Origin of the sequence: Staphylococcus simulans (genome assembly GCF_002902285.1) — a bacterium.
Taxonomy (GTDB): Bacteria; Bacillota; Bacilli; order Staphylococcales; family Staphylococcaceae; genus Staphylococcus; species Staphylococcus simulans.
This window is the reverse complement of sequence record NZ_PPRU01000025.1, coordinates 1-22,044: the sequence shown is the minus strand read 5'-3', so window position 1 is coordinate 22,044 and position 22,044 is coordinate 1. Positions and strand designations below refer to the sequence as shown.

Genomic DNA, 22,044 nt, shown 5'->3' with positions numbered 1-22,044 from the left:
ATGAAACGTTTCAGCAATATCATGCAGACATCTCCAGATTTTCAAAAAAGATTTGAGAAAATCAAAAGAGATGTAATTAATGATCCTGACGTTAAACGCTTCCTAGAAGAACATCAATCTGAAGTAACGAATCGGATGATTGAAGAAGACTTGAATATTTTGCAAGAATATAAAGACCAGCAAAAACATTATGATGGCCATGAATTCAAAGATTGTCCTAACTTTGTTAAAGGTCATGTACCTGAACTCTATATTGAACATAACAGAATTAAAATCAAATACCTTCCATGTCCATGCAAAATCAAACACGATCAAGAACAACGAGAAGCACATTTAATCACTTCACATCATATGCAGAGAGATACGTTAGATGCTAAATTAGCAGATATTTATATGGATAATCGTGAACGTTTAAATGTAGCTATGAAAGCTGATGAATTATGTAAAGCAATCGTAAGAGGAGAAAGTGTTAAAGGTTTATATTTATATGGTTCTTTTGGTACAGGTAAATCCTTTATTTTAGGTGCGATTGCCAATCAATTGAAGTCCAAACTGATTCCTTCAACGATTGTATACCTACCTGAATTCATCCGTACGTTAAAAAATGGATTTAAAGATGGTTCATTTGAACGTAAATTACAAGTGGTCAGAGAAGCGAATATCCTCATGCTAGATGATATCGGTGCAGAAGAAGTCACACCTTGGGTGCGTGACGAAGTCATCGGACCATTACTGCATTATAGAATGGTACAAGAGTTGCCGACATTCTTTAGCTCAAACTTTGATTTCAAAGCTTTAGAACACCATTTAGCGATGACGCGAGATGGCTCTGAACAGACAAAAGCTGCTAGAATTATGGAACGTATTAAATCTTTAGCAGAACCCTATGAATTAGTCGGCGAGAATTATCGTGATGATTGATATTTTTTGAAAATGAGTTATAATAGAATTAAATCTAAATCAACGTAAACATTAAAGGATATGACATGTTTTTCACTGTTATACAGAAAATTGCTGATGATGAGAAAGCAGTTAACATACTAATATGTTACTCCCTTTTAGATAAATGATATTCGTAATGGATATCCGGCTCAAGACCGTTATCTTATGCAGAGATGAGAAACAGTATCATGGGAATGTTCTGTTTCTTAAACTAGGGTGGTATCACGAGAACCTCGTCCCTTTATAGGGCGGGGTTCTTTTTGTTTTACGTGAAGATTATAAATGGAGGCGTTTATGAATGGACAAAATTAGTATTACATTTCCAGATGGCAACAGTTCTGAATTTGATAAAGGCATTACTACTGAAGAAATCGCACAATCAATCAGTCCTGGGTTAAGAAAAAAAGCAGTAGCAGGTAAATTTAATGGACAAATGGTTGATTTGACTCGTCCACTTGAAGAAGATGGATCAATTGAAATCGTAACTCCTGGCAGTGAAGAAGCACTTGAAGTGTTACGTCACTCTACAGCGCATTTAATGGCACAAGCATTAAAACGTTTGTATGGCGACGTGAAATTCGGTGTAGGTCCTGTCATTGAAGGCGGTTTCTACTATGATTTCGATACTGATGCTAAAATCTCTTCAGATGATTTCCCTGAAATCGAAAAAACAATGAAACAAATTGTAAATGAAAATCATAAAATTGAACGTAAAGTAGTCAGCCGTAATGAAGCGAAAGACTTCTTTAAAGACGATCCGTATAAACAAGAATTAATCGATGCAATTCCTGAAGATGAAAATGTGACACTATATACACAAGGGGAATTCACTGACTTATGCCGTGGTGTACACGTACCATCTACTTCAAAAATCAAAGAGTTCAAACTATTATCTACAGCAGGTGCATATTGGCGCGGTGACAGCAACAATAAAATGTTACAACGTATTTATGGTACAGCGTTCTTTGATAAAAAAGAATTAAAAGCACATTTAAAAATGCTTGAAGAACGTAAAGAACGTGACCACCGTAAAATCGGTAAAGAATTAGACTTATTTATGAACAGTCAATTAGTAGGCGCTGGTTTACCATTGTGGTTACCAAATGGTGCAACAATTCGTCGTGAAATTGAACGTTACATCGTAGACAAAGAAGTTAGTTTAGGCTATGACCATGTTTATACACCTGTTTTAGCTAATGTTGACTTATATAAAACTTCAGGACACTGGGATCATTACCAAGATGACATGTTCCCACCAATGAAATTGGACGAAACTGAAGAAATGGTTTTACGTCCGATGAACTGTCCACACCATATGATGATTTATAAAAACAAACCACATTCATACAGAGAATTACCAATTCGTATTGCTGAATTAGGTACAATGCATCGTTATGAAGCAAGTGGTGCGGTATCAGGCTTACAACGTGTACGTGGTATGACTTTAAATGACGCACACATCTTCGTACGCCCAGATCAAATTAAAGAAGAGTTCAAACGTGTAGTTGAATTAGTTCAAGAAGTATACAAAGACTTTGGTTTCGAAAACTACAGCTTCCGTTTAAGCTATCGTGATCCAGAAGATACAGAGAAATATTTCGATGATGATGAAATGTGGAACAAAGCTGAGGCAATGTTGAAAGAAGCAGTAGATGAAATGAACTTACCGTATGAAGAAGCGGTAGGTGAAGCGGCATTCTACGGTCCTAAATTAGACGTTCAAGTTAAAACAGCTATGGGTAAAGAAGAAACTTTATCAACAGTTCAACTTGACTTCTTATTACCAGAACGTTTCGACTTAGCTTATATCGGTAAAGATGGTGAAGAACACCGTCCAGTAGTTATCCACCGTGGTGTGGTATCAACTATGGAACGTTTCGTAGCATTCTTAACTGAAGAAACTAAAGGGGCTTTCCCAACTTGGTTAGCACCAATGCAAGTTGAAATCATCCCAGTTAATGTGGACTTACATTATGATTATGCACGTCAAATCCAAGATGAATTAAAATCACAAGGTGTGCGTGTAGAAATTGATGATCGTAATGAAAAAATGGGATATAAAATCCGTGAAGCACAAATGCATAAAATCCCATATCAACTTGTAATTGGAGACAAAGAAATTGAAAACAATGAAGTGAACGTGCGTAAATACGGTTCTAAAGATCAAGAAACTGTAGAAAAAGATGAATTCATCTGGAATTTAGTCGATGAAATTCGTCTAAAAAAACAACGTTCGAATTAAGACCTTGAAATCAGTCTTGAATTAAGGTATATTACAATGTAGTTAATTAAATATTAAAAAAGTGTTAGAGGTTGCATCTTTGATGAGTTGCTTATCAGAAGCTTTATTGGAGCGTAGGTTGAATAAGTTAAAGGCAAAGATGCCGAAATTTACAATAGCCATAACTATTGTATTTTGGGTCAGTTTCCGAATAGGAACTGGACTGTCACATAATGTGATGTGCTACCGTATATGATAAATTTCAAGTGATGGTCGCATATCTGTAGCGGCCATCATTTTTTGTATTCATGCAAGCCTCTATACTAAAGAAAGGAATCGATTATGAACAATCAATCTAATCAGGATGCAGGCATCCAAAGAGGTCTGAAAGACCGTCATATTTCCATGATCGCCATCGGGGGATGTATCGGAACAGGATTATTCGTTACATCTGGCGGTGCAATTCATGATGCTGGACCACTCGGCGCATTAATCGCCTACGCAGTTATCGGTATTATGGTGTTCTTCTTGATGACATCATTAGGAGAAATGGCAACGTACTTACCAGTATCTGGTTCATTCAGTACGTACGCAACACGATTTGTAGACCCATCATTAGGCTTTGCTTTAGGATGGAACTATTGGTTTAACTGGGTTATCACTGTAGCAGCTGACGTAACGATTGCAGCGCAAGTGATTCAGTACTGGGATCCAATGAAAGGCATTCCTGCATGGGCATGGAGTGTACTCTTCCTTATCATCATCTTCGCTTTAAACTCATTATCAGTTAGAGTGTATGGTGAAAGTGAATATTGGTTTGCATTAATTAAAGTAATTACAGTTATTGTCTTTATTGGTATCGGCTTACTTACTATTGTCGGTATCATGGGCGGTAAATTCATCGGATTTGAAACATTCACTTCTGGTGACGGCCCGATTTTAGGTGGTAATTTAGGCGGAAGCTTATTATCAATCTTAGGTGTATTCTTAATTGCTGGTTTCTCATTCCAAGGAACAGAGTTAATCGGTATTACAGCAGGGGAATCAGAAAATCCTGAACGTGCTGTACCAAAAGCAATTAAACAAGTATTCTGGAGAATTTTATTATTCTATATCTTAGCTATCTTTGTAATTGGTATGATTATTCCTTATACTCATCCAGCATTGATGGGCGGAGAAGATAACATCGCGACATCACCATTTACATTAGTATTTAAAAATGCTGGTTTAGCGTTTGCGGCATCATTTATGAACGCAGTTATCTTAACTTCAGTATTATCAGCAGGTAACTCTGGTATGTACGCATCAACACGTATGTTGTACTCTATGAGTAAAGATAAACTTGCAGCATCAGCATTTGGTAAAACTACAAAGCATGGTGTGCCATTCTTAGCATTAATCGCAACTGGCGCCGTAACAGTATTAATCTTCTTAATACAACGCTTAAGCGGTGATGCATATGAATACATCGTTGCAGCAAGTGGTATGACAGGCTTTATCGCATGGGTTGGTATTGCAATCAGTCACTACCGATTCAGACGTGCTTTTAAAGTCCAAAATTATGATAAACATGAATTGAAATACAAAGCTAAATGGTTCCCATTCGGTCCGATTTTCGCAGGTATCTTATGTGTGATTGTTATTATCGGCCAAGATGTTGATTTCATTAAAACAGGTGATTTTGATCCAAATCGCTTCATTATCACTTACATGGGTATTCCAGTTTTCTTAGCATTCTTCTTGTATCATAAAATCAGATATAAAACTAAAAAAATTCCATTGAAACAAGTTGACTTAAGTCAAGACGTGGATATGAGCCAATTTAAATAAAGTTAAAAATTTTAATTGACTTTGTCTTGTAATGTTGATATGATTGTATACGTTGAATACGAAACGAACCAAGTAGAAGCTTCCCGCTTCTCACCTGTAGCGACGCTTAAGGCTGTTGGCAGGTCCAAAACAACGTTACAATGATGACGTTGACTTTATGGAAAAGAGCGGGCACTTCTGTGTCCGCTCTTTTTTACTTGGGATATTTCGTAAATATAACGGAGGTGTTAACCATAGCAAAAGATCAAACGCAAGTTAACGATAGAATTCGCGCAAGAGAAATTCGTGTCATTGGTCAAGACGGTGAACAAATCGGTGTTAAACAAAAACGTGAAGCATTAGAAATGGCTGATCGTGTTGGTTTAGATTTAGTCGTAGTAGCGCCTAACGCTAAACCACCTGTTGCTCGTATTATGGATTACGGTAAATACAAATTCGAGCAACAGAAAAAAGAAAAAGAAATGAAGAAAAAACAAAAAGTTATCAATGTTAAAGAAATTCGTTTAAGTCCAACAATTGAGGAACATGATTTCCAAACTAAGTTGAAACAAGGACGCAAATTCTTAACTAAAGGCGATAAATGTAAAGTTTCAATTCGTTTCAGAGGACGTGCCATCACTCATAAGGAAATTGGTCAACGTGTATTAGAGAAATTTGCAGGCGAATGCAAAGATATCGCTACAGTTGAACAAAAGCCTAAAATGGAAGGCCGTCAAATGTTTATTATGCTAGCACCACTAGCAGAAAAATAATTTTTAAAGATATTACAGGAGGAATTTCATTATGCCTAAAATGAAAACACACCGCGGAGCAGCTAAACGTGTTAAAAGAACTGCTTCAGGTAAATTAAAACGTTCAAGAGCTTATACTTCTCACTTATTCGCAAACAAAAGCACTAAACAAAAACGTCAATTACGTAAATCAGCTTTAGTTTCTAAAAGTGATATGAAGCGTGTAGCACAATTATTAGCTTACAAAAAATAAGTTATTAACGAGATAAACACACAGGTCAGCTTTAGCTTTGAAATAAAGAAAGCGCCTGAAACAAATCAAAAATAATCAGAGTTATAGATATAACCAAGGAGGAATTCAATATGCCACGTGTTAAAGGTGGAACAGTAACAAGAGCGCGTCGTAAAAAAGTAATCAAATTAGCTAAAGGTTACTTCGGCTCTAAACATACTTTATATAAAGTAGCTAAACAACAAGTAATGAAATCAGGTCAATACGCATTCCGTGACCGTCGTCAAAGAAAACGTGACTTCCGTAAATTATGGATCACTCGTATCAATGCAGCAGCTCGCAACCACGGCTTAAGCTACTCAAAATTAATGAATGGCTTAAAACAAGCTGACATCGACATTAACCGTAAAATGCTTTCTGAAATTGCAATTTCAGACGACAAAGCTTTCGGCGAATTAGTTGAAAAAGCTAAAGCAGCTTTAAAATAATTCATTTACAATACTCAATCATTGGTAGATAAGCGTACTGATGATTGAGTTTTTTTAATACAACTTTACGTTGATTTTAAAACTTTGATAGAATACAGACAAGTACATAAACACAAAGTAAAGGAGAAACACATGTCGAAATTTGATGAAAGAATAATTGTAGTACCAAGAGAAATTGTTTTTAACAAAGAAAAAGACGCATTTAATGGTTTCTTATCAAAAAATGATCCGTCAGGGGAAGCGATTTTCGATAACTTAGACAAGTACGAAGTGAAACGTCGCGGTGATATGGAAGAAGATCCGACATATAAACAATTAATTTCATATTGTTTATTAGAGAACGAAAAGGGCGAAATATTAGTATATGAACGCCTTTCTGGTGGCGGTGAAAGTCGTCTGCATGGACAGTCATCAATTGGTGTCGGCGGTCATATGAATGATGTTATGGATGCACAATCTATTAATGAAGTCTTACGTGTGAACGCACAACGCGAGCTAGAAGAAGAAGTCGGTCTTAACAGCAGCAAAACACAAAACATGGAATACATTGGTTTTATTAACGATGATACGAACGAAGTAGGAGAAGTTCATTTAGGTGTCGTATTTAAAATCAGAGTAGATTCAAATAGTGTAGAAGCAAAAGAAACTGACACACTTAAAATCAAATGGATGAATCAAGGTAAAATTGAAAATTACGATGATTTTGAAACATGGAGTGCATTAATCTTACAAGCATTTAATTAGAAGCGGGTGTTAATAATGACTGACATAATCCCATTTCCACAAAATCAATCTAAATTGATTAATGATATTAAAACATCTTTTAAGCATGAACAGTATGATGAGATGTATGATCTTTTTATGAAGTATGAAAAAGATTTTGAGCTCGATACTGACTTGGCTTTACTGAAGTGTGAAATGCTTCTGAGAATGGAACAATACTTAGAATTGCGTGAAGAAGCGATTATCTTGTTGAAACAAGGCTTCGATGCATATAATCGCTTAATGGTGTATTATATGACAAGTCTGCATGGGTTAGGCCAATATTATGAATGTGTTAACCTGTTCAATCAGATTATTGATCAAGTAAAAGATCATGATATACGCATGCAGTTGTTTCCTATTAAAGAAGATGCACAAATGCAGCTGAATCAAAATAAAAAGCACTATATTTCAAAAATGAGTCGCTTTACAACGCTGACTATTGATCAACAGTTATATTTATTATTCGATATGATGCATGAAGGCCAATATGGCTTTGCGGAAACTTTTGCGGAAATTTTAAATCAAGAACGACTTCATTCGCATGTGCAAACAATTATCTTAGAATATTTGAAAAAAGCGCAGTATCAACACGAAATCAATTTTGTTAAAAATAATGCAGAATTTAAAGTCGTACCGAAAGATCTGCCAGGACTTGAATATGCATCTTTTACACAAAAGGTAATTCCAGCGGTGATGCAACAATTTGAAGACCAATTCGGCAGTCAGATGCGAAGTGAAATTTCACAGATGTTGCAAGGTTTTGCAATTGGTATTTATCCATTGGAAATCGAACAAGAAGCACCTGTAGACGCATGGATTGACACATTCTTCAATTATATAGAAGATATGTTGAATCTATCAGAATCAGCAGAGAAACATATGAGTGAACCTGTTTTGAAGTGGATTCATGCGATAGAACAGAATATCACTCAATAATTGGGGTAATATGATATTATTGACCTTGATAGAAAATGAAAAATTAGTTTGTTTTAACATTGCGTATACGTTCTAATCACCAGGTTTGTAACCAATTTATACGTATGCTATAATGAAAAAGTTGAAAAATTAAAAAAGGATTATCATGGAGGTTTTTATACATGACAGCAACATGGGAAAAAAAGGAAGGTAACCAAGGCGTTTTAGAAGTTACAGTTCCTGCTAAAAAAGTAGATCAAGCAATCGATCAAGCATTCAAGAAAGTAGTTAAACAAGTAAATATTCCTGGTTTCCGTAAAGGGAAAGTTCCTCGCCAAATTTTTGAACAACGTTTTGGTGTAGAAGCACTTTACCAAGATGCAGTAGATATCTTATTACCAGAAGCTTATGGTGAAGCTATCGAAGAAACTGGTATCAAACCAGTTGATCAACCAGAAATCGAAGTAACACAAATCGAAAAAGGTAAAGACTTGAAATTCAACGCTACTGTTACAGTTGAACCAGAAGTAAAACTTGGTGAATACAAAGGTCTTGAAATTGAAAGACAAAATGCTGAATTAACAGACGAAGAATTACAAGAACAAATTGATCACAGCTTAGGTTACTTAGCTGAAATGGTAATCAAAGAAGATGGTGCAGTTGAAGAAGGCGATACTTTAAACTTAGACTTCGATGGTTATGTTGATGGTGAACAATTTGAAGGCGGACAAGCTGAAGGTTACGATTTAGAAATCGGTTCAGGTATGTTCATCCCTGGTTTCGAAGAACAATTAGTTGGCTTAAAAACTGGTGAAGAAAAAGACGTTAAAGTTACATTCCCAGAAGAATACCACGCTGAAGAATTAGCTGGTAAAGAAGCAACATTCAAAGTAAAAATTAATGAAATCAAATACAAAAATGTTCCAGAATTAGACGATGAAATTGCGAACGAATTAGATTCAGATGCAGATAACGTTGATGAATATAAAGAAAATCTTCGCAAACGTCTTGAAGAAGAAAAGAAAGTCAATGCTGAAAATATTGAAAAAGAAGAAGCAATCAACAAAGCAGTTGAAAATGCTGAAGTAGATATTCCAGAAGCTATGATTAACACTGAGTTAAACCGTATGATGCAAGAATTCGAACAACGTATTCAACAATCAGGTCTTAACTTAGAAACTTACTTCCAAATCTCTGGTCAAGATGAATCTCAATTAAGAGAACAAATGAAAGACGACGCAGAAGCACGTGTTAAAACTAACTTAACATTAACTGCGATTGCGAATGCTGAAGACGTAGAAGCATCTGAAGAAGATGTTGATAAAGAGTTAGAAGCAATGAGCACACAATTCGGTATCTCTGCTGAAGATATCAAGAAAACATTAGGCAACACTGACTTAATTAAAGGTGATGTACGTGTTAAAAAAGTTATCGATTTATTAGTAGACAATGCTAAATTTGTTGAAGGTAAAGAAGATAACAAAGAAGAAGAAAAAGAAGAAAAATAATTCATTCATTTCCAATTGAATAAATGAATAGGTAGAGGGTGAAGTTGCATGATAACTGATTCATACTGAGATGCATGTGCATCATATGAATTAAAACATGTGATTTCATCCTCTACAGTGATTTACGGTCGAAATCATTTCGTTTTAGATATGCTTGTGCTATATTGTTTGTAAGCAATTTTGTTGCATAACCTTTACAAAATGATATATTCAATATACAAGTTGATAAAGTAATGAAATCACCATAGATAAAATAAAAATAATTGTAAATGAACTAAAACCTGCAAAAATGTCGGATATATACAGGTTTTAAAAGAAACGATAAAGTCTATAAACACATTTATTGCATACTATAAAGTGTTTTAGTATAGTCTTTATGGAATAGAGGTGTAAATAATAAATGTTTAAGTTCAATGAAGATGAAGAAAAATTGAAATGTTCTTTCTGTGGTAAAGACCAAGACCAAGTTAAGAAACTTGTAGCTGGTAGCGGCGTGTACATTTGTAATGAATGTATTGAATTATGTTCAGAAATTGTTGAAGAAGAACTTGCGCAAACTGCTACAGAAGAATTTACAGATTTACCGACCCCGAAAGAGATTATGGATCAATTAAACAACTATGTAATTGGTCAAGAAAAAGCTAAGAAATCATTATCTGTTGCTGTATACAACCACTATAAACGTATCCAACAACTAGGACCGAATGATGACGATGTAGAACTACAAAAAAGTAACGTTGCTTTAATCGGACCTACAGGTAGCGGTAAAACATTACTTGCACAAACTTTAGCTAAAACATTGAATGTTCCATTTGCGATTGCGGATGCAACAAGTTTAACTGAAGCAGGTTATGTTGGTGAAGACGTAGAAAATATCTTACTACGTTTAATCCAAGCAGCTGACTTTGATATTGATAAAGCTGAAAAAGGTATTATTTACGTGGATGAAATTGATAAGATTGCACGTAAATCAGAAAACACTTCAATTACACGTGATGTGTCAGGTGAAGGTGTTCAACAAGCATTGCTTAAAATTCTAGAAGGTACAACTGCAAGTGTTCCACCTCAAGGCGGACGTAAGCATCCTAACCAAGAGTTTATTCAAATTGATACAACGAATATCTTATTTATCCTTGGTGGTGCCTTTGATGGTATCGATGATGTCATCAAACGTCGTTTAGGTGAAAAAGTAATCGGCTTCGCAAGCAATGAAGCGGCGAAAGTTGATGAAAGTGCACTATTAGAACACATTCGTCCAGAAGATTTACAATCTTATGGATTAATTCCAGAATTTATCGGACGTATTCCAATTGTCGCAAACTTAGAAACATTAGATATTTCAGCATTGAAAAATATCTTAACGCAACCTAAGAATGCGTTAGTTAAACAATACAAAAAAATGCTTGAGCTAGATCATGTTGAACTAGAATTTACTGAAGAAGCTTTATCAGCGATTGCTGAAAAAGCTATCGAACGTAAAACTGGTGCACGTGGCTTACGTTCAATCATTGAAGAGTCATTAATTGAAATCATGTATGATATTCCGTCTACAGATGATGTAGCAAAAGTGGTTATCACTGCTGATACAATCAATAATGAATCTACACCAGAATTGTACGATGCAGAAGGTAACAAAGTGAATTTAGAAAAAACTTCTGCATAGTTTAGATAAATCAAGCACTCTTTTACTCTGTTGAGAGTATGAGAGTGCTATTTTTATGGGCATTTTTGATAATATATTCACTTTTAAAATTAAAATTTGATATAATGAAACGCGAATCAATCTAAAAGTAGTAGAAAAGAGGTCGAATATGAATATCAACCCAAATAATATAGAACTGTTAATCAGTGCAGTCAAACCCGATCAGTATCCAGAAACAGGGCTTGATGAAGTGGCGTTAAGCGGGCGTTCAAATGTAGGCAAATCAACGTTCATCAATAGTATGATTGGACGTAAAAATATGGCAAGATCTTCACAACAGCCAGGGAAAACACAAACATTGAATTTTTATGATATAGATCAACAACTTGTTTTTGTGGATGTACCAGGTTATGGCTATGCGAAAGTAAGTAAAAAACAGAGAGAACAGTTTGGTAAAATGATAGAAAAATATATTACTGAACGTGAACAATTGAAGCTGGTAATCCAATTAATTGATATTAGACATGCGCCGACTCAAGACGATGTACTGATGTATGATTTCTTAAAGTATTATGATCTGCCGGTTTTAATCATTGCGACGAAACAAGATAAAATCGCTAAAGGTAAGATTCAAAAGCATCTTAAAGTGATTAGAGAAAAACTTGAAATGGAAAGTGAAGATACAATTATCAGTTATTCATCGATAAATAATAAGAATCAACAAGTGATATGGAATGCGATTCAAAGTTATTTATAATGAGTTTTATGTAAAAAAGATGACCTTTATTGTTTATGAAACCTGTGAATCATGATAAAGATTGTGAGTATCAACTTTTTAGCAAATGTGTCAATAATATGGATGTAGTTAGCATTTAAAGTGAAATATGACAAAATTATGACTAGGCCTTTTCTAGATTAGAATATTTCTAATTAAAAAGGTTTGATGGCTTTAAGGTTTAAATTTGTGTGTTATAATTAGTGTATTGTCAATAGTATGGAGGGCGTTAAAAATGCATATAATTGCGATAAGCATCAACCATCGTACCGCTGATGTAGCACTGAGAGAGAAAGTTGCTTTCAAAGCTGATGCCATACAAGAATCGCATATTGATTTATTTGAAACTAAATCAATATTAGAAAACGTGATTTTATCAACATGCAACCGAACAGAAGTCTATGCAGTAGCAGACCAGATTCACACTGGACGTTATTACATCCAACGCTTTTTAGCGCGTAAATTCGGTTTAGAAGTTGAAGAAATCAAATCAATGTCTGAAGCATTGGTGGGGGATGAAGCTGTAGAACATTTATTTAATGTAACTTCAGGCTTAGATTCTATTGTGTTAGGGGAAACACAAATTCTTGGCCAAATGAGAGATGCATTCTTTACAGCACAAGAAGTTGGTACAACAGGTACGATTTTCAATCATTTATTTAAACAAGCAATCACATTTGCGAAACGTGCACATCATGAATCAGATATTGCTGATAATGCTGTCAGTGTTTCATATGCAGCCGTAGAATTAGCTAAAAAAGTATTCGGCAATTTTAAATCACAACACGCTGTGATTATTGGTGCCGGCGAAATGAGTGAACTCTCATTACTGAACCTAATGGGTTCAGGTATCGAACATGTTACGGTTGTGAATAGAACAGCTGAGCGTGCACGTCAATTAGCAGAGAAGCATCAAGCTTCTTATGCCACTATGGAAGAATTAGAAAACTTATTAGTCAATGCGGATATAGTAATTAGTTCAACAAGTGCATCTGACTATATTATTACTCGAAATATAATGGAATCTGTAAAACGTCAACGTAAACAAGAGTCAATGGTTTTAATCGATATTGCGGTACCTAGAGATATTGATCCAGCTATTGAATCCGACATGAACATTTTCAGCTACGATATCGATGACCTAAAAGGACTTGTTGATGCTAATTTACGTGAAAGAGAAGCAGCAGCAGCGCAAATCGCTGAACAAATTCCACATGAAATCGCAACGCATAACGATTGGGTCAACATGTTAGGTGTCGTTCCTGTTATCAGAGCTTTACGTGAAAAAGCAATGCATATCCAACAAGAAACTATGGATAGCATTGACCGTAAATTACCTGATTTAAGTGAACGTGAACGTAAAGTGATTTCTAAACATACTAAAAGTATCATTAATCAAATGTTGAAAGATCCGATTAAACAAGCTAAAGAATTGAGTAATGATAAAAATAGCAGTGAAAAATTAGAGCTGTTCCAAAATATCTTTGATATTGAAGCTGAAAGCGAATATGAAAAGAGTTTTGCAAAAAAAGAACGCCGACTTTCAGCAAGACAAATCTTAGGTTTTGATTAAACAGCCATAGTATGGTGATGATATGCAAGATATATTTTTCGTGCGTTTCCATGAAGTAACCTTGCTGATTTATTTACTCAGTATTTCTTGCTATTTTTATGATTTTTTTAAAAAGAATCATAAAATTAGAACCTTAGGGTTCTACACACTAGGGATTGTTTGGTTACTGCAAACAATCTCTTTGTCTTTATATATCAATATGGCCAGAGCGGTTCCGCTCGGTTCGGTCTTTGATGTGTTTTATTTTTTGAACTGGATGATTTTATCGATTTCTATAGTCATCAGTGTTGTAAAACATTTAGACTTTTCTATATTTTTGTTTAATGCCATTGGGTTTGTTGTGATGTCGATACATACCTTCAGACCAAATGAAACATATATTCGAGATGCAGAATTCAATGTTAATCATGAATTGTTGATTATACATGTCTCGCTGGCCATTATCAGTTATGCATTATTTTCACTCGCATTTGTAAATGGTGTGTTATATGTATTGCAGTATCGTAACCTTAAACACAAGCATTTCGATCAAAAATATTTTAGAATAGGTAGTGTGTACAGCTTAGAAAAGATGACGTTTTATTCAACAGTCATCGGATTAGTTATTTTAATTATCGGAGTAATTTTAGGCGCACAATGGGGTTTTCAGACAATAGGTTTCAATATTTTGCTAGATCCTAAAGTGGTATCTTCAATAATTGTAATGATTTGTTATGGTATCTACATTCTCTTACGAACAAGAAAATGGGTAAGCCCTTTAAATCATGTTTTATTTAATATGCTGATTTATCTTTTCAGTATGTTCAACTTATTGTTTATTTCTCATTTTCCGAATTTCTTCGGATAAAGTATAACCTTATGCAGAGGAGGACGTTGGCATGCGTAAGCTTGTCGTTGGTTCAAGAAGAAGTAAATTGGCATTGACTCAGAGTCGTCAATTTATTGAAAAGTTAAAAGAGGTACAACCAGATTTAGATATTGAAATCAAAGAAATCGTCACAAAAGGTGATCAGATTGTAGATAGACAACTTTCTAAAGTCGGGGGTAAAGGTTTGTTTGTTAAAGAAATACAACAAGCCTTATTTGACCATGAGATTGATTTAGCCATTCACTCTTTAAAAGACGTGCCAAGTGAATTACCAGAAGGGCTAACACTTGGCTGTGTTCCTGATAGAGAAATTCCATTTGATGCATTTATTTCTAAAAATCATGTGAAACTTGCAGATTTACCGGATGGTAGCATTGTTGGTACAAGTTCTTTAAGACGTGGCGCACAAATCCTAGCAAAATACCCTAATCTTGAAATCAAATGGATTAGAGGTAATATCGATACAAGACTTAATAAACTAGAAACTGAAGATTATGATGCGATTATTCTCGCAGCTGCAGGCCTACGTAGAATGGGTTGGTCTGATGATATCGTTACCGAGTATTTACAACCAGATTTACTCATTCCAGCAATCGGTCAAGGTGCACTAGGAATTGAATGTCGTAGTGATGACGAAGAACTTTTAGACCTGTTGAAAAAAGTGCATAATCAAAGCGTAGCAGAATGCGTTACTGCAGAGCGTACGTTTCTTAAAGAAATGAACGGTAGTTGCCAAGTCCCTATTGGAGGTTACGCAACTGTTGATAATGACGGACAGCTAACATTTACAGGCTTGATCATGTCACCTGACGGTAAACAACGCTTTGAACATACAGTTAACGGACAAAACCCAGTTGAACTTGGCAAAGCAGCAAGTGATGTCTTGAAAGAACAAGGTGCATATGAAATCATTAAAGCATTAAATGATGAAGCCTAATCTATAAGTCGGAGATGAATTGCTATGAGTGCATCAGTCATAATGACGCAATCTAGTTCAATGCCAACAGAAGATAAAGGATGGATACATTTGCCTTTTATTAAATTAGAACCACTCGCTTTTGATGATTCTGTTTTAAATCGTTCTTATACTTGGCTTGTATTTTCTTCTAAAAATGCAGTGCGATATTTTTTACCGTATCTTTCACTATTACGCTATGAAAAGGTAGCAGTTATAGGTGAAAAAACACAACGCTTTTGTGAACAACATGGTATAGAAGTAGATTTTTGTCCTGAAGATTTTTCACAAGAAGGATTTCTAGATAAGTTTACGTTCAAAAAAGGAGCCTCTATTTTTATACCCAGCAGTAAAGCAGCACGACCTATATTAGAAGAGGTATTAAAAGAACGTGGGGCAGATGTGGTAAAAATTGATTTATATGAACCTGTTGAGCATCAACAGAATATTCTTTATGCGATTAAGTTGTTAAAAGAACAGTCAGCTGATGGTATTGCATTTGCGAGTTCATCTTCCGCTGAGAACTTTTTTAAAGCATTGAAACGATGCCAAGTACAACCTGATTTTGAGTGTTATGCTATTGGTCAACCAACTTATGAAACAGTTCGTAAAAATGGTTATGATGCTGTCATAGCACGAAAACAAACAATTGATGGTTTAATCTATACAATAAAAGAAAGTAGGAATCTTAAATGAGTTTTGATAGACACAGAAGATTACGTATTAATGAATCAATGCGCAGTCTTGTAAGAGAAAATCACGTACGTAAAGAAGATTTGATTTATCCTATCTTTGTCGTAGAAAGAGACGATGTTAAACAAGAAATTCCATCTATGCCAGGGATTTATCAAATCAGCTTGAATCACCTAGAAGAAGAATTGCAAGAAGCTTATGATTTAGGTATCAGAGCGGTGATGTTCTTTGGTGTCCCAAATGAAAAAGATTCAGTGGGTACAGGTGCTTATGCACATGAAGGTATCATACAACAGGCAACTAGAAAATCTAAAAAACTTTATCCAGACATGTTAGTGTTAGCAGATACATGTTTATGTGAATATACAGATCATGGCCACTGCGGTTTAATTGATGACCATACACATGATGTTGATAATGATAAAACATTACCATTGCTTGTGAAAACAGCAATTTCTCAAGTAGAAGCGGGTGCTGACATCATTGCGCCAAGTAATATGATGGATGGTTTTGTGACTGAAATTCGTAAAGGTTTAGATGATGCAGGTTACTACAATATTCCAATCATGAGCTATGGTATTAAATATGCATCAAGTTTCTATGGTCCATTCCGTGATGCTGCTGAATCAACACCATCATTCGGTGATCGCAGAACGTATCAAATGGATCCAGCTAACCGTCGTGAAGCACTGCTTGAACTTGAAAGTGACTTAAAAGAAGGTGCAGATATGATGATTGTGAAACCTGCGTTAAGTTACTTAGACATTATCAGAGATGTTAAAGAAAGAACGTATGTTCCAGTTATCGCATATAATGTCAGCGGTGAATACAGTATGGTTAAAGCAGCTGCATTACAAGGATGGATTGACGAAGAACGTAACGTTATGGAACAAATGGTTTCAATGAAACGTGCAGGTGCAGACATGATTATTACGTATTTCGCGAAAGATGTTTGTCGTTATTTAGATAAGGAGGACAAATAAATGAGTTACGAAAAGTCTATTGAAGCATTTAAAAAAGCAGAAAAATTAATGCCTGGCGGTGTGAATAGTCCAGTTCGTGCATTTAAATCTGTAGATATGCCAGCAATCTTTATGGATCATGGTAAAGGTTCTAAAATCTATGATATCGATGGAAATGAGTATATTGATTATGTATTAAGCTGGGGACCTTTAATTTTAGGTCATGAAAACAAACAAGTGATTGACAGCTTGCATAAAGCAGTCGATAAAGGTACAAGTTTTGGTGCTTCTACATTAGAAGAAATTAAATTAGCAGAACTTGTAGTCGACCGTGTACCATCAATTGAAAAAGTCAGAATGGTTTCATCAGGTACGGAAGCAACTCAAGATACAATTCGTTTGGCTAGAGGTTACACAGGCCGCGATAAAATCGTGAAGTTTGAAGGCTGCTACCATGGTCATAGTGACTCACTTTTAATTAAAGCGGGTTCTGGTGTTGCGACTTTAGGTTTACCAGATTCTCCTGGCGTACCTGAAGGAACAGCAAAAAGTACGATTACAGTGCCTTATAACGATTTAGATGCGATTAAACAAGCGTTTGAAATGTATGGCGATGACATTGCCGGCGTGATTGTAGAACCTGTAGCAGGTAATATGGGGGTTGTTCCACCAATTGAAGGTTTCTTACAAGGATTAAGAGATATCACGAATGAGTATGGTTCATTATTAATCTTTGACGAAGTTATGACTGGCTTCAGAGTTGGTTATAACTGTGCACAAGGTTACTTCGATGTTATGCCTGACTTAACTTGCTTAGGTAAAGTAATCGGTGGCGGTTTACCAGTCGGTGCATTCGGCGGTAAAGCGGAAATTATGGATAAAATTGCGCCAGTGGGTTCAATTTATCAAGCAGGTACATTATCAGGTAACCCATTAGCAATGACAAGTGGTTATGAAACATTGAGTCAACTTACACCAGAAAGCTACGAATACTTCAATGAACTTGGAGATATTTTAGAAGAAGGTTTGAAAAAAGTTGCTGAAAAACATAATGTACCATTAACAGTTAACCGAGCAGGTTCAATGATTGGTTACTTCTTAAATGAAGGTCCAGTGACTAACTTTGCTCAAGCAAACCAAAGTGACTTGAAACTCTTCTCAGAAATGTATCGTGAAATGGCTAAAGAAGGCGTCTTCTTACCACCATCTCAATTCGAAGGTACATTCTTATCTACTGCGCATACAAAAGAAGATATTGAGAGAACAATTGAAGCGTTTGATAAAGCATTTGAACGCGTCACAAATAAATAATATAAATTCACTTAATTAGAGAGTGAGACATCAAATTCTAGGTGTCTCACTCTCTTTTTGTATAAATTATTTTTGTGAACGATTATAATATCGGTTAGAAATCAATTCTTATAACTTTCGTATAAAGCGTGTTATGATGATAATGAATGAAAAGTAGTGGGATAAGGGTAGTGGTAATCAATGAATAAAAAATTGCGTAATAATATTATCGTATTATTACTAGCAATCGTTATCAGTTTGATTCTATCTGCAATGAATATCATGCTGCCTTATATGTTTGGTCCTATAATCGCAAGTATCATTTGTATCCGAGTCTTCAAGTTGGAAGTAGAATGGCCGTTTTGGCTCAGTCAGTTGGGTTTAATTTTACTAGGGGTACAAATTGGATCCACATTTACACGGACGGTTTTAAATGATATTACGCAAAACTGGTTATCTATTGTTTTAGTAACAGTATTGCTGTTGGGGATGGCAATACTGATTGCATATTTCTTTAAAAAGATTGCAAAAGTAAATAATGAAACAGCATTGTTAAGTGTTATTCCTGGAGCATTAAGCCAGATGTTAATTATGGCTGAGGAAGACAAGCGTGCCAATATATTAGTAGTGAGTTTAACACAGACTTCACGTGTTATCTTCGTAGTCATCTTGGTTCCAATGATGTCTTATTTTATGTCGAGTGGAAGCGGAGAAGCATCTAGCAGTAAATTGGTGGAACTTGAACCGCTCACTCACGTGTTGAATATTGGACAAATCGTATTGTTGATTGTTGCTATTGCGATCGTTTACTTTGTAATGGCAAAAATTAATTTTCCAACGAAGCAATTGCTGGCTCCAATTGTGGTATTAATTGCTTGGAACATGTTTACGAATGAAACATTTTCACTGGATAACTATTTAATTGCAGCAGCACAGATTGCCTATATGATTAGAATCGGTATTCAAATTTCTAAATTAATGAATGATTTAAAAGGACGCGTGGCAGTTGCTATTGCTTTCCAAAATGTTATGCTCATCTTATTAGCTGGTGTCATGGTCTATTTAATATCACTCTTTAATCATATGCCGTTAAATGATTTATTCTTAGGTGCAGCACCCGGAGGTATGAGTCAAATTGTCTTGGTTGCGATGGAAACACATGCTGATGTAGCCATCATTTCTAGTTTCCATATCTTTAGAATTTTCTTCATTTTATTCTTAATCGCGCCAATCATAAAATATTTCTTAAGCTATACTGAGCGTAAACTGAATAAGTAGCATATGAAAATAACCGCCCGATGAGGCGGTTATTTTGTATACATCTTATTAAATTAATGTGTTTCACCTAATGCGATAGTTTCATCACGATTATCTGCTGATAACTCTGAGATTGCCGCTTCCAACCCTTTAACAATAGTATCTAGCGCCATAGAAGGTGTATTCGGTTTATTCGTGACTTGTTCAGGAATGAACGGTACATGAATAAAACCAAATTGAATATAAGGGAAAGTAGTCGCATGCAAATATCCTAATTGATAGAGTACATGATTACATACAAAAGTTCCTGCAGTATTTGAAAGTGAAGCAGGAACACCTGCATCTTTAATCGCTTGTGTAAGGCGTTTTACTGGCATATTTGAAAAGTAAGCAGGTGCGCCATCTTCTTGAATAACTTCATCAATGGGTTGATTACCTTTATTATCTGCAATTCTTGCATCATCTACATTAATGCCGACACGTTCGGGTGTTAAATCAAATCTGCCGCCAGCTTGTCCAATAGCAAGTACCGCATCATATGTTTCAATTTTAAGTTGTTGTTTAATAGCTTCAACCGATTCGTTGAATACAGTAGGGATTTCTAATTTCGTAATCGTATGTTCACCGATTGTTTCTGGTAATAACTTCACTGCTTCTAAAGCTGGATTTGTTTTTTCTTTACCAAACGGATCAAAAGCTGTAACTAAAATATTCATGTTATCTTCTCCTTTATCTGTTTATTAAAATGCCCAGAAATACATTAATCCGATATGTACTAAGATTAATATGAAAGCCACTGGGATTTGTGCTTTGATGACACTAAATTCATTTTTCATTTCTAATAAAGCAACAGGTAATGTATTGAAGTTTGCGGCCATTGGCGTTAATAAAGTACCACAGAAACCACCAGTCATCGCTAGTGCACCAGCAATTGCAGGGTCAGCACCTTGTGCAATGACGAAAGGAATACCAATACTTGCGGTAATAACAGTAAAAGCTGCAAATGCATTACCCATCAACATTGTGAAAATGACCATACCTAATATATACGCAGTGGCGCCAATTAAGTGATTGCCTTCAGGTAAGAAACTTGAAATACCGTTAGAAATCACTTTTCCAACACCGCTGACTGTAAATAGTACTCCTAATGCTGCTAAGAATTGCGGTAAGATACCAACTGTTCCAACTTGTTGTGTCAATCTATCACTGTCATATAACATGTATTTTGCTTTAGGCTTGATAATGAAATACGCAGCAATCAAACCGACAACTGAAGCAATTCCTAAGCCAATAGCGCCACCAAGAGGTGTCCAGTTTGAAATGATGACAGCTACAACAGCTAAAACAACTGCTGGCCAAAAGAGTTTATTGCCAAAACGTTCAGCGCCTTGATTACCTTGTTCCTCAGTAACGTCCACAATGTTTTTGATAGTAACCTGACGCGTTAATGTTAATAGTCCCATTAACAAGATAAGTGCACCATTGATTACGTTTGGTATATACGGTCCAAAAATAAATGTTATCGCAAGCAATACCCAAAAGAGGGCAGTGCCAATACGTTTTTCTTTGTTTGGATCTCGCAATACACGGTAAGCTGTATAAAGTAATTGGATACCAATTAAAATATAAAAGAACTCAAGGATAGTATCTAATGTATGTTGACTCATGCTTGATCCTCCTTGTTTCTGTATTTACGTTCTAAGTAACGGTCTAACAAAATATTTTTAACTACGACAATCAGAATTGTGATGATTGCGATTGGTACAGAAGCAAGTGCTAAACTGACCGCATTGACTTTAATATCAAGTGAATTGAATGTACCGACCATTAAAAGTACGCCAGCAGCACCTACAAATAAATTCTGGCCAAAGAAGTTACCGTAGTTCTCCATAGCCGAAGCTTCTGCTTTAATTTTCTCCACATCTTTTTCATCGATTTGTTCAGGTTTTAAATTATATTTTGTTTTCAATGCCCCTTGAACCATCGGATTAATTAACGGACGTACGAATTGAGGATGACCTCCGATCCGAATGGAAGCGAGTCCTGCAATTTCTCTAATTAATAAATATAAGGATAATAAACGTCCGCTGGTCATGGATTTAACCTTTCCGATTAATACGGTTGCTTGTTTTTTTAATCCAAATCGTTCAATTAAACCAACCATAGGTAAGGTTAATAAGAAAAGAGATACCAGGCGATTATCGACAAAAGCTTTGCCGAGGACGTCTAATATTTCAAAGAAATCCATACCGGATACAAGTCCGGTTACAATTGCAGCAGCTAAAATAACCGCAATCGTATCAAACTTAAATAGGAATCCGATAATAATAACTAGAATACCTATTAATTTTAACCATTCCATAAAATGCCCCCTTAAAATTTAATATATTTGATATT

21 protein-coding genes, 1 riboswitch and 1 other annotated feature are annotated in these 22,044 nt (G+C 35.4%); of the genes, 18 read left to right on the top strand and 3 right to left on the bottom strand.

Features of this window, described 5'->3' with window-relative positions:
• The 18 genes from dnaI (at nt 1) to CD112_RS06135 (ending at nt 19,668) form a co-directional block, all read left to right on the top strand.
• On the top strand, nt 1-921 hold the full coding sequence (gene dnaI, locus CD112_RS06220; protein WP_002481160.1) for a primosomal protein DnaI: 921 nt from the start codon (nt 1-3) through the stop codon (nt 919-921).
• 319 nt (nt 922-1,240) lie between these two features.
• Nucleotides 1,241-3,184 carry a threonine--tRNA ligase gene (thrS, locus tag CD112_RS06215; protein ID WP_002481159.1) on the top strand — a complete coding sequence of 648 codons (1,944 nt, stop codon included), beginning with the start codon at nt 1,241-1,243 and terminating at the stop codon, nt 3,182-3,184.
• A 57-nt stretch (nt 3,185-3,241) separates the two neighbouring features.
• A riboswitch (Lysine riboswitch) is annotated at nt 3,242-3,417 on the top strand.
• Between the two features lie 88 nt (nt 3,418-3,505).
• Nucleotides 3,506-4,993, top strand: coding sequence for an amino acid permease (locus tag CD112_RS06210; RefSeq protein WP_002481158.1), 1,488 nt, complete (start codon nt 3,506-3,508; stop codon nt 4,991-4,993).
• Between the two features lie 64 nt (nt 4,994-5,057).
• Nucleotides 5,058-5,194 (top strand) — a sequence feature (ribosomal protein L20 leader region).
• Between the two features lie 23 nt (nt 5,195-5,217).
• On the top strand, nt 5,218-5,745 hold the full coding sequence (infC, locus tag CD112_RS06205; RefSeq protein ID WP_031262802.1) for a translation initiation factor IF-3: 528 nt from the start codon (nt 5,218-5,220) through the stop codon (nt 5,743-5,745).
• A gap of 31 nt (nt 5,746-5,776) precedes the next feature.
• Nucleotides 5,777-5,977, top strand: coding sequence for a 50S ribosomal protein L35 (rpmI, locus tag CD112_RS06200; RefSeq protein ID WP_002481156.1), 201 nt, complete (start codon nt 5,777-5,779; stop codon nt 5,975-5,977).
• Between the two features lie 110 nt (nt 5,978-6,087).
• On the top strand, nt 6,088-6,444 hold the full coding sequence (rplT, locus tag CD112_RS06195; protein WP_002481155.1) for a 50S ribosomal protein L20: 357 nt from the start codon (nt 6,088-6,090) through the stop codon (nt 6,442-6,444).
• Nucleotides 6,445-6,576: 132 nt separating this feature from the next.
• Nucleotides 6,577-7,188 (top strand): NUDIX domain-containing protein, encoded by a 612-nt coding sequence (locus CD112_RS06190; RefSeq protein ID WP_023016085.1) that lies wholly within the window; start codon nt 6,577-6,579, stop codon nt 7,186-7,188.
• Between the two features lie 15 nt (nt 7,189-7,203).
• A complete protein-coding gene (locus tag CD112_RS06185) occupies nt 7,204-8,145 on the top strand; it encodes a hypothetical protein (RefSeq protein ID WP_103364027.1) in 942 nt (313 codons plus the stop codon).
• Nucleotides 8,146-8,306: 161 nt separating this feature from the next.
• Nucleotides 8,307-9,632: a trigger factor gene (tig, locus tag CD112_RS06180; RefSeq protein WP_103364026.1), complete on the top strand. Its 1,326-nt coding sequence runs from the start codon at nt 8,307-8,309 to the stop codon at nt 9,630-9,632.
• A gap of 400 nt (nt 9,633-10,032) precedes the next feature.
• Nucleotides 10,033-11,295 (top strand): ATP-dependent Clp protease ATP-binding subunit ClpX, encoded by a 1,263-nt coding sequence (clpX, locus tag CD112_RS06175; protein WP_023016082.1) that lies wholly within the window; start codon nt 10,033-10,035, stop codon nt 11,293-11,295.
• A gap of 148 nt (nt 11,296-11,443) precedes the next feature.
• Nucleotides 11,444-12,031 carry a ribosome biogenesis GTP-binding protein YihA/YsxC gene (yihA, locus tag CD112_RS06170; protein ID WP_103364025.1) on the top strand — a complete coding sequence of 196 codons (588 nt, stop codon included), beginning with the start codon at nt 11,444-11,446 and terminating at the stop codon, nt 12,029-12,031.
• Nucleotides 12,032-12,284: 253 nt separating this feature from the next.
• On the top strand, nt 12,285-13,622 hold the full coding sequence (gene hemA / locus CD112_RS06165) for a glutamyl-tRNA reductase (RefSeq protein WP_103364024.1): 1,338 nt from the start codon (nt 12,285-12,287) through the stop codon (nt 13,620-13,622).
• A 22-nt stretch (nt 13,623-13,644) separates the two neighbouring features.
• Nucleotides 13,645-14,469, top strand: a complete 825-nt coding sequence (locus CD112_RS06160) for a cytochrome C assembly family protein (protein WP_002481148.1) — start codon at nt 13,645-13,647, stop codon at nt 14,467-14,469.
• Nucleotides 14,470-14,500: 31 nt separating this feature from the next.
• Entirely contained in the window at nt 14,501-15,427 is a 927-nt protein-coding gene (hemC, locus tag CD112_RS06155) for a hydroxymethylbilane synthase (protein ID WP_002481147.1), read from the top strand.
• 24 nt (nt 15,428-15,451) lie between these two features.
• On the top strand, nt 15,452-16,141 hold the full coding sequence (locus tag CD112_RS06150; RefSeq protein ID WP_070626883.1) for a uroporphyrinogen-III synthase: 690 nt from the start codon (nt 15,452-15,454) through the stop codon (nt 16,139-16,141).
• Nucleotides 16,138-17,121 carry a porphobilinogen synthase gene (gene hemB / locus CD112_RS06145; RefSeq protein ID WP_103364023.1) on the top strand — a complete coding sequence of 328 codons (984 nt, stop codon included), beginning with the start codon at nt 16,138-16,140 and terminating at the stop codon, nt 17,119-17,121. The genes CD112_RS06150 and hemB overlap by 4 nt, the downstream gene beginning before the upstream one ends.
• Nucleotides 17,122-18,411, top strand: a complete 1,290-nt coding sequence (gene hemL, locus CD112_RS06140; RefSeq protein ID WP_103364022.1) for a glutamate-1-semialdehyde 2,1-aminomutase — start codon at nt 17,122-17,124, stop codon at nt 18,409-18,411. It begins immediately after the preceding gene.
• 180 nt (nt 18,412-18,591) lie between these two features.
• A complete protein-coding gene (locus CD112_RS06135; RefSeq protein WP_002481143.1) occupies nt 18,592-19,668 on the top strand; it encodes an AbrB family transcriptional regulator in 1,077 nt (358 codons plus the stop codon).
• 53 nt (nt 19,669-19,721) lie between these two features.
• Here the strand turns inward: CD112_RS06135 and pcp are convergent, their stop codons facing one another.
• The 3 genes from pcp to CD112_RS06120 are packed head-to-tail and all read right to left on the bottom strand — an operon-like array spanning nt 19,722 to nt 22,009.
• Nucleotides 19,722-20,363 (bottom strand): pyroglutamyl-peptidase I, encoded by a 642-nt coding sequence (gene pcp / locus CD112_RS06130; protein ID WP_002481142.1) that lies wholly within the window; start codon nt 20,361-20,363, stop codon nt 19,722-19,724.
• A gap of 24 nt (nt 20,364-20,387) precedes the next feature.
• Complete coding sequence (locus CD112_RS06125) at nt 20,388-21,314, bottom strand: DUF979 domain-containing protein (RefSeq protein ID WP_023016079.1); 927 nt, start codon at nt 21,312-21,314, stop codon at nt 20,388-20,390.
• Nucleotides 21,311-22,009, bottom strand: coding sequence for a DUF969 domain-containing protein (locus CD112_RS06120; protein WP_023016078.1), 699 nt, complete (start codon nt 22,007-22,009; stop codon nt 21,311-21,313). The genes CD112_RS06125 and CD112_RS06120 overlap by 4 nt, the downstream gene beginning before the upstream one ends.
• Nucleotides 22,010-22,044 lie beyond the last annotated feature (35 nt).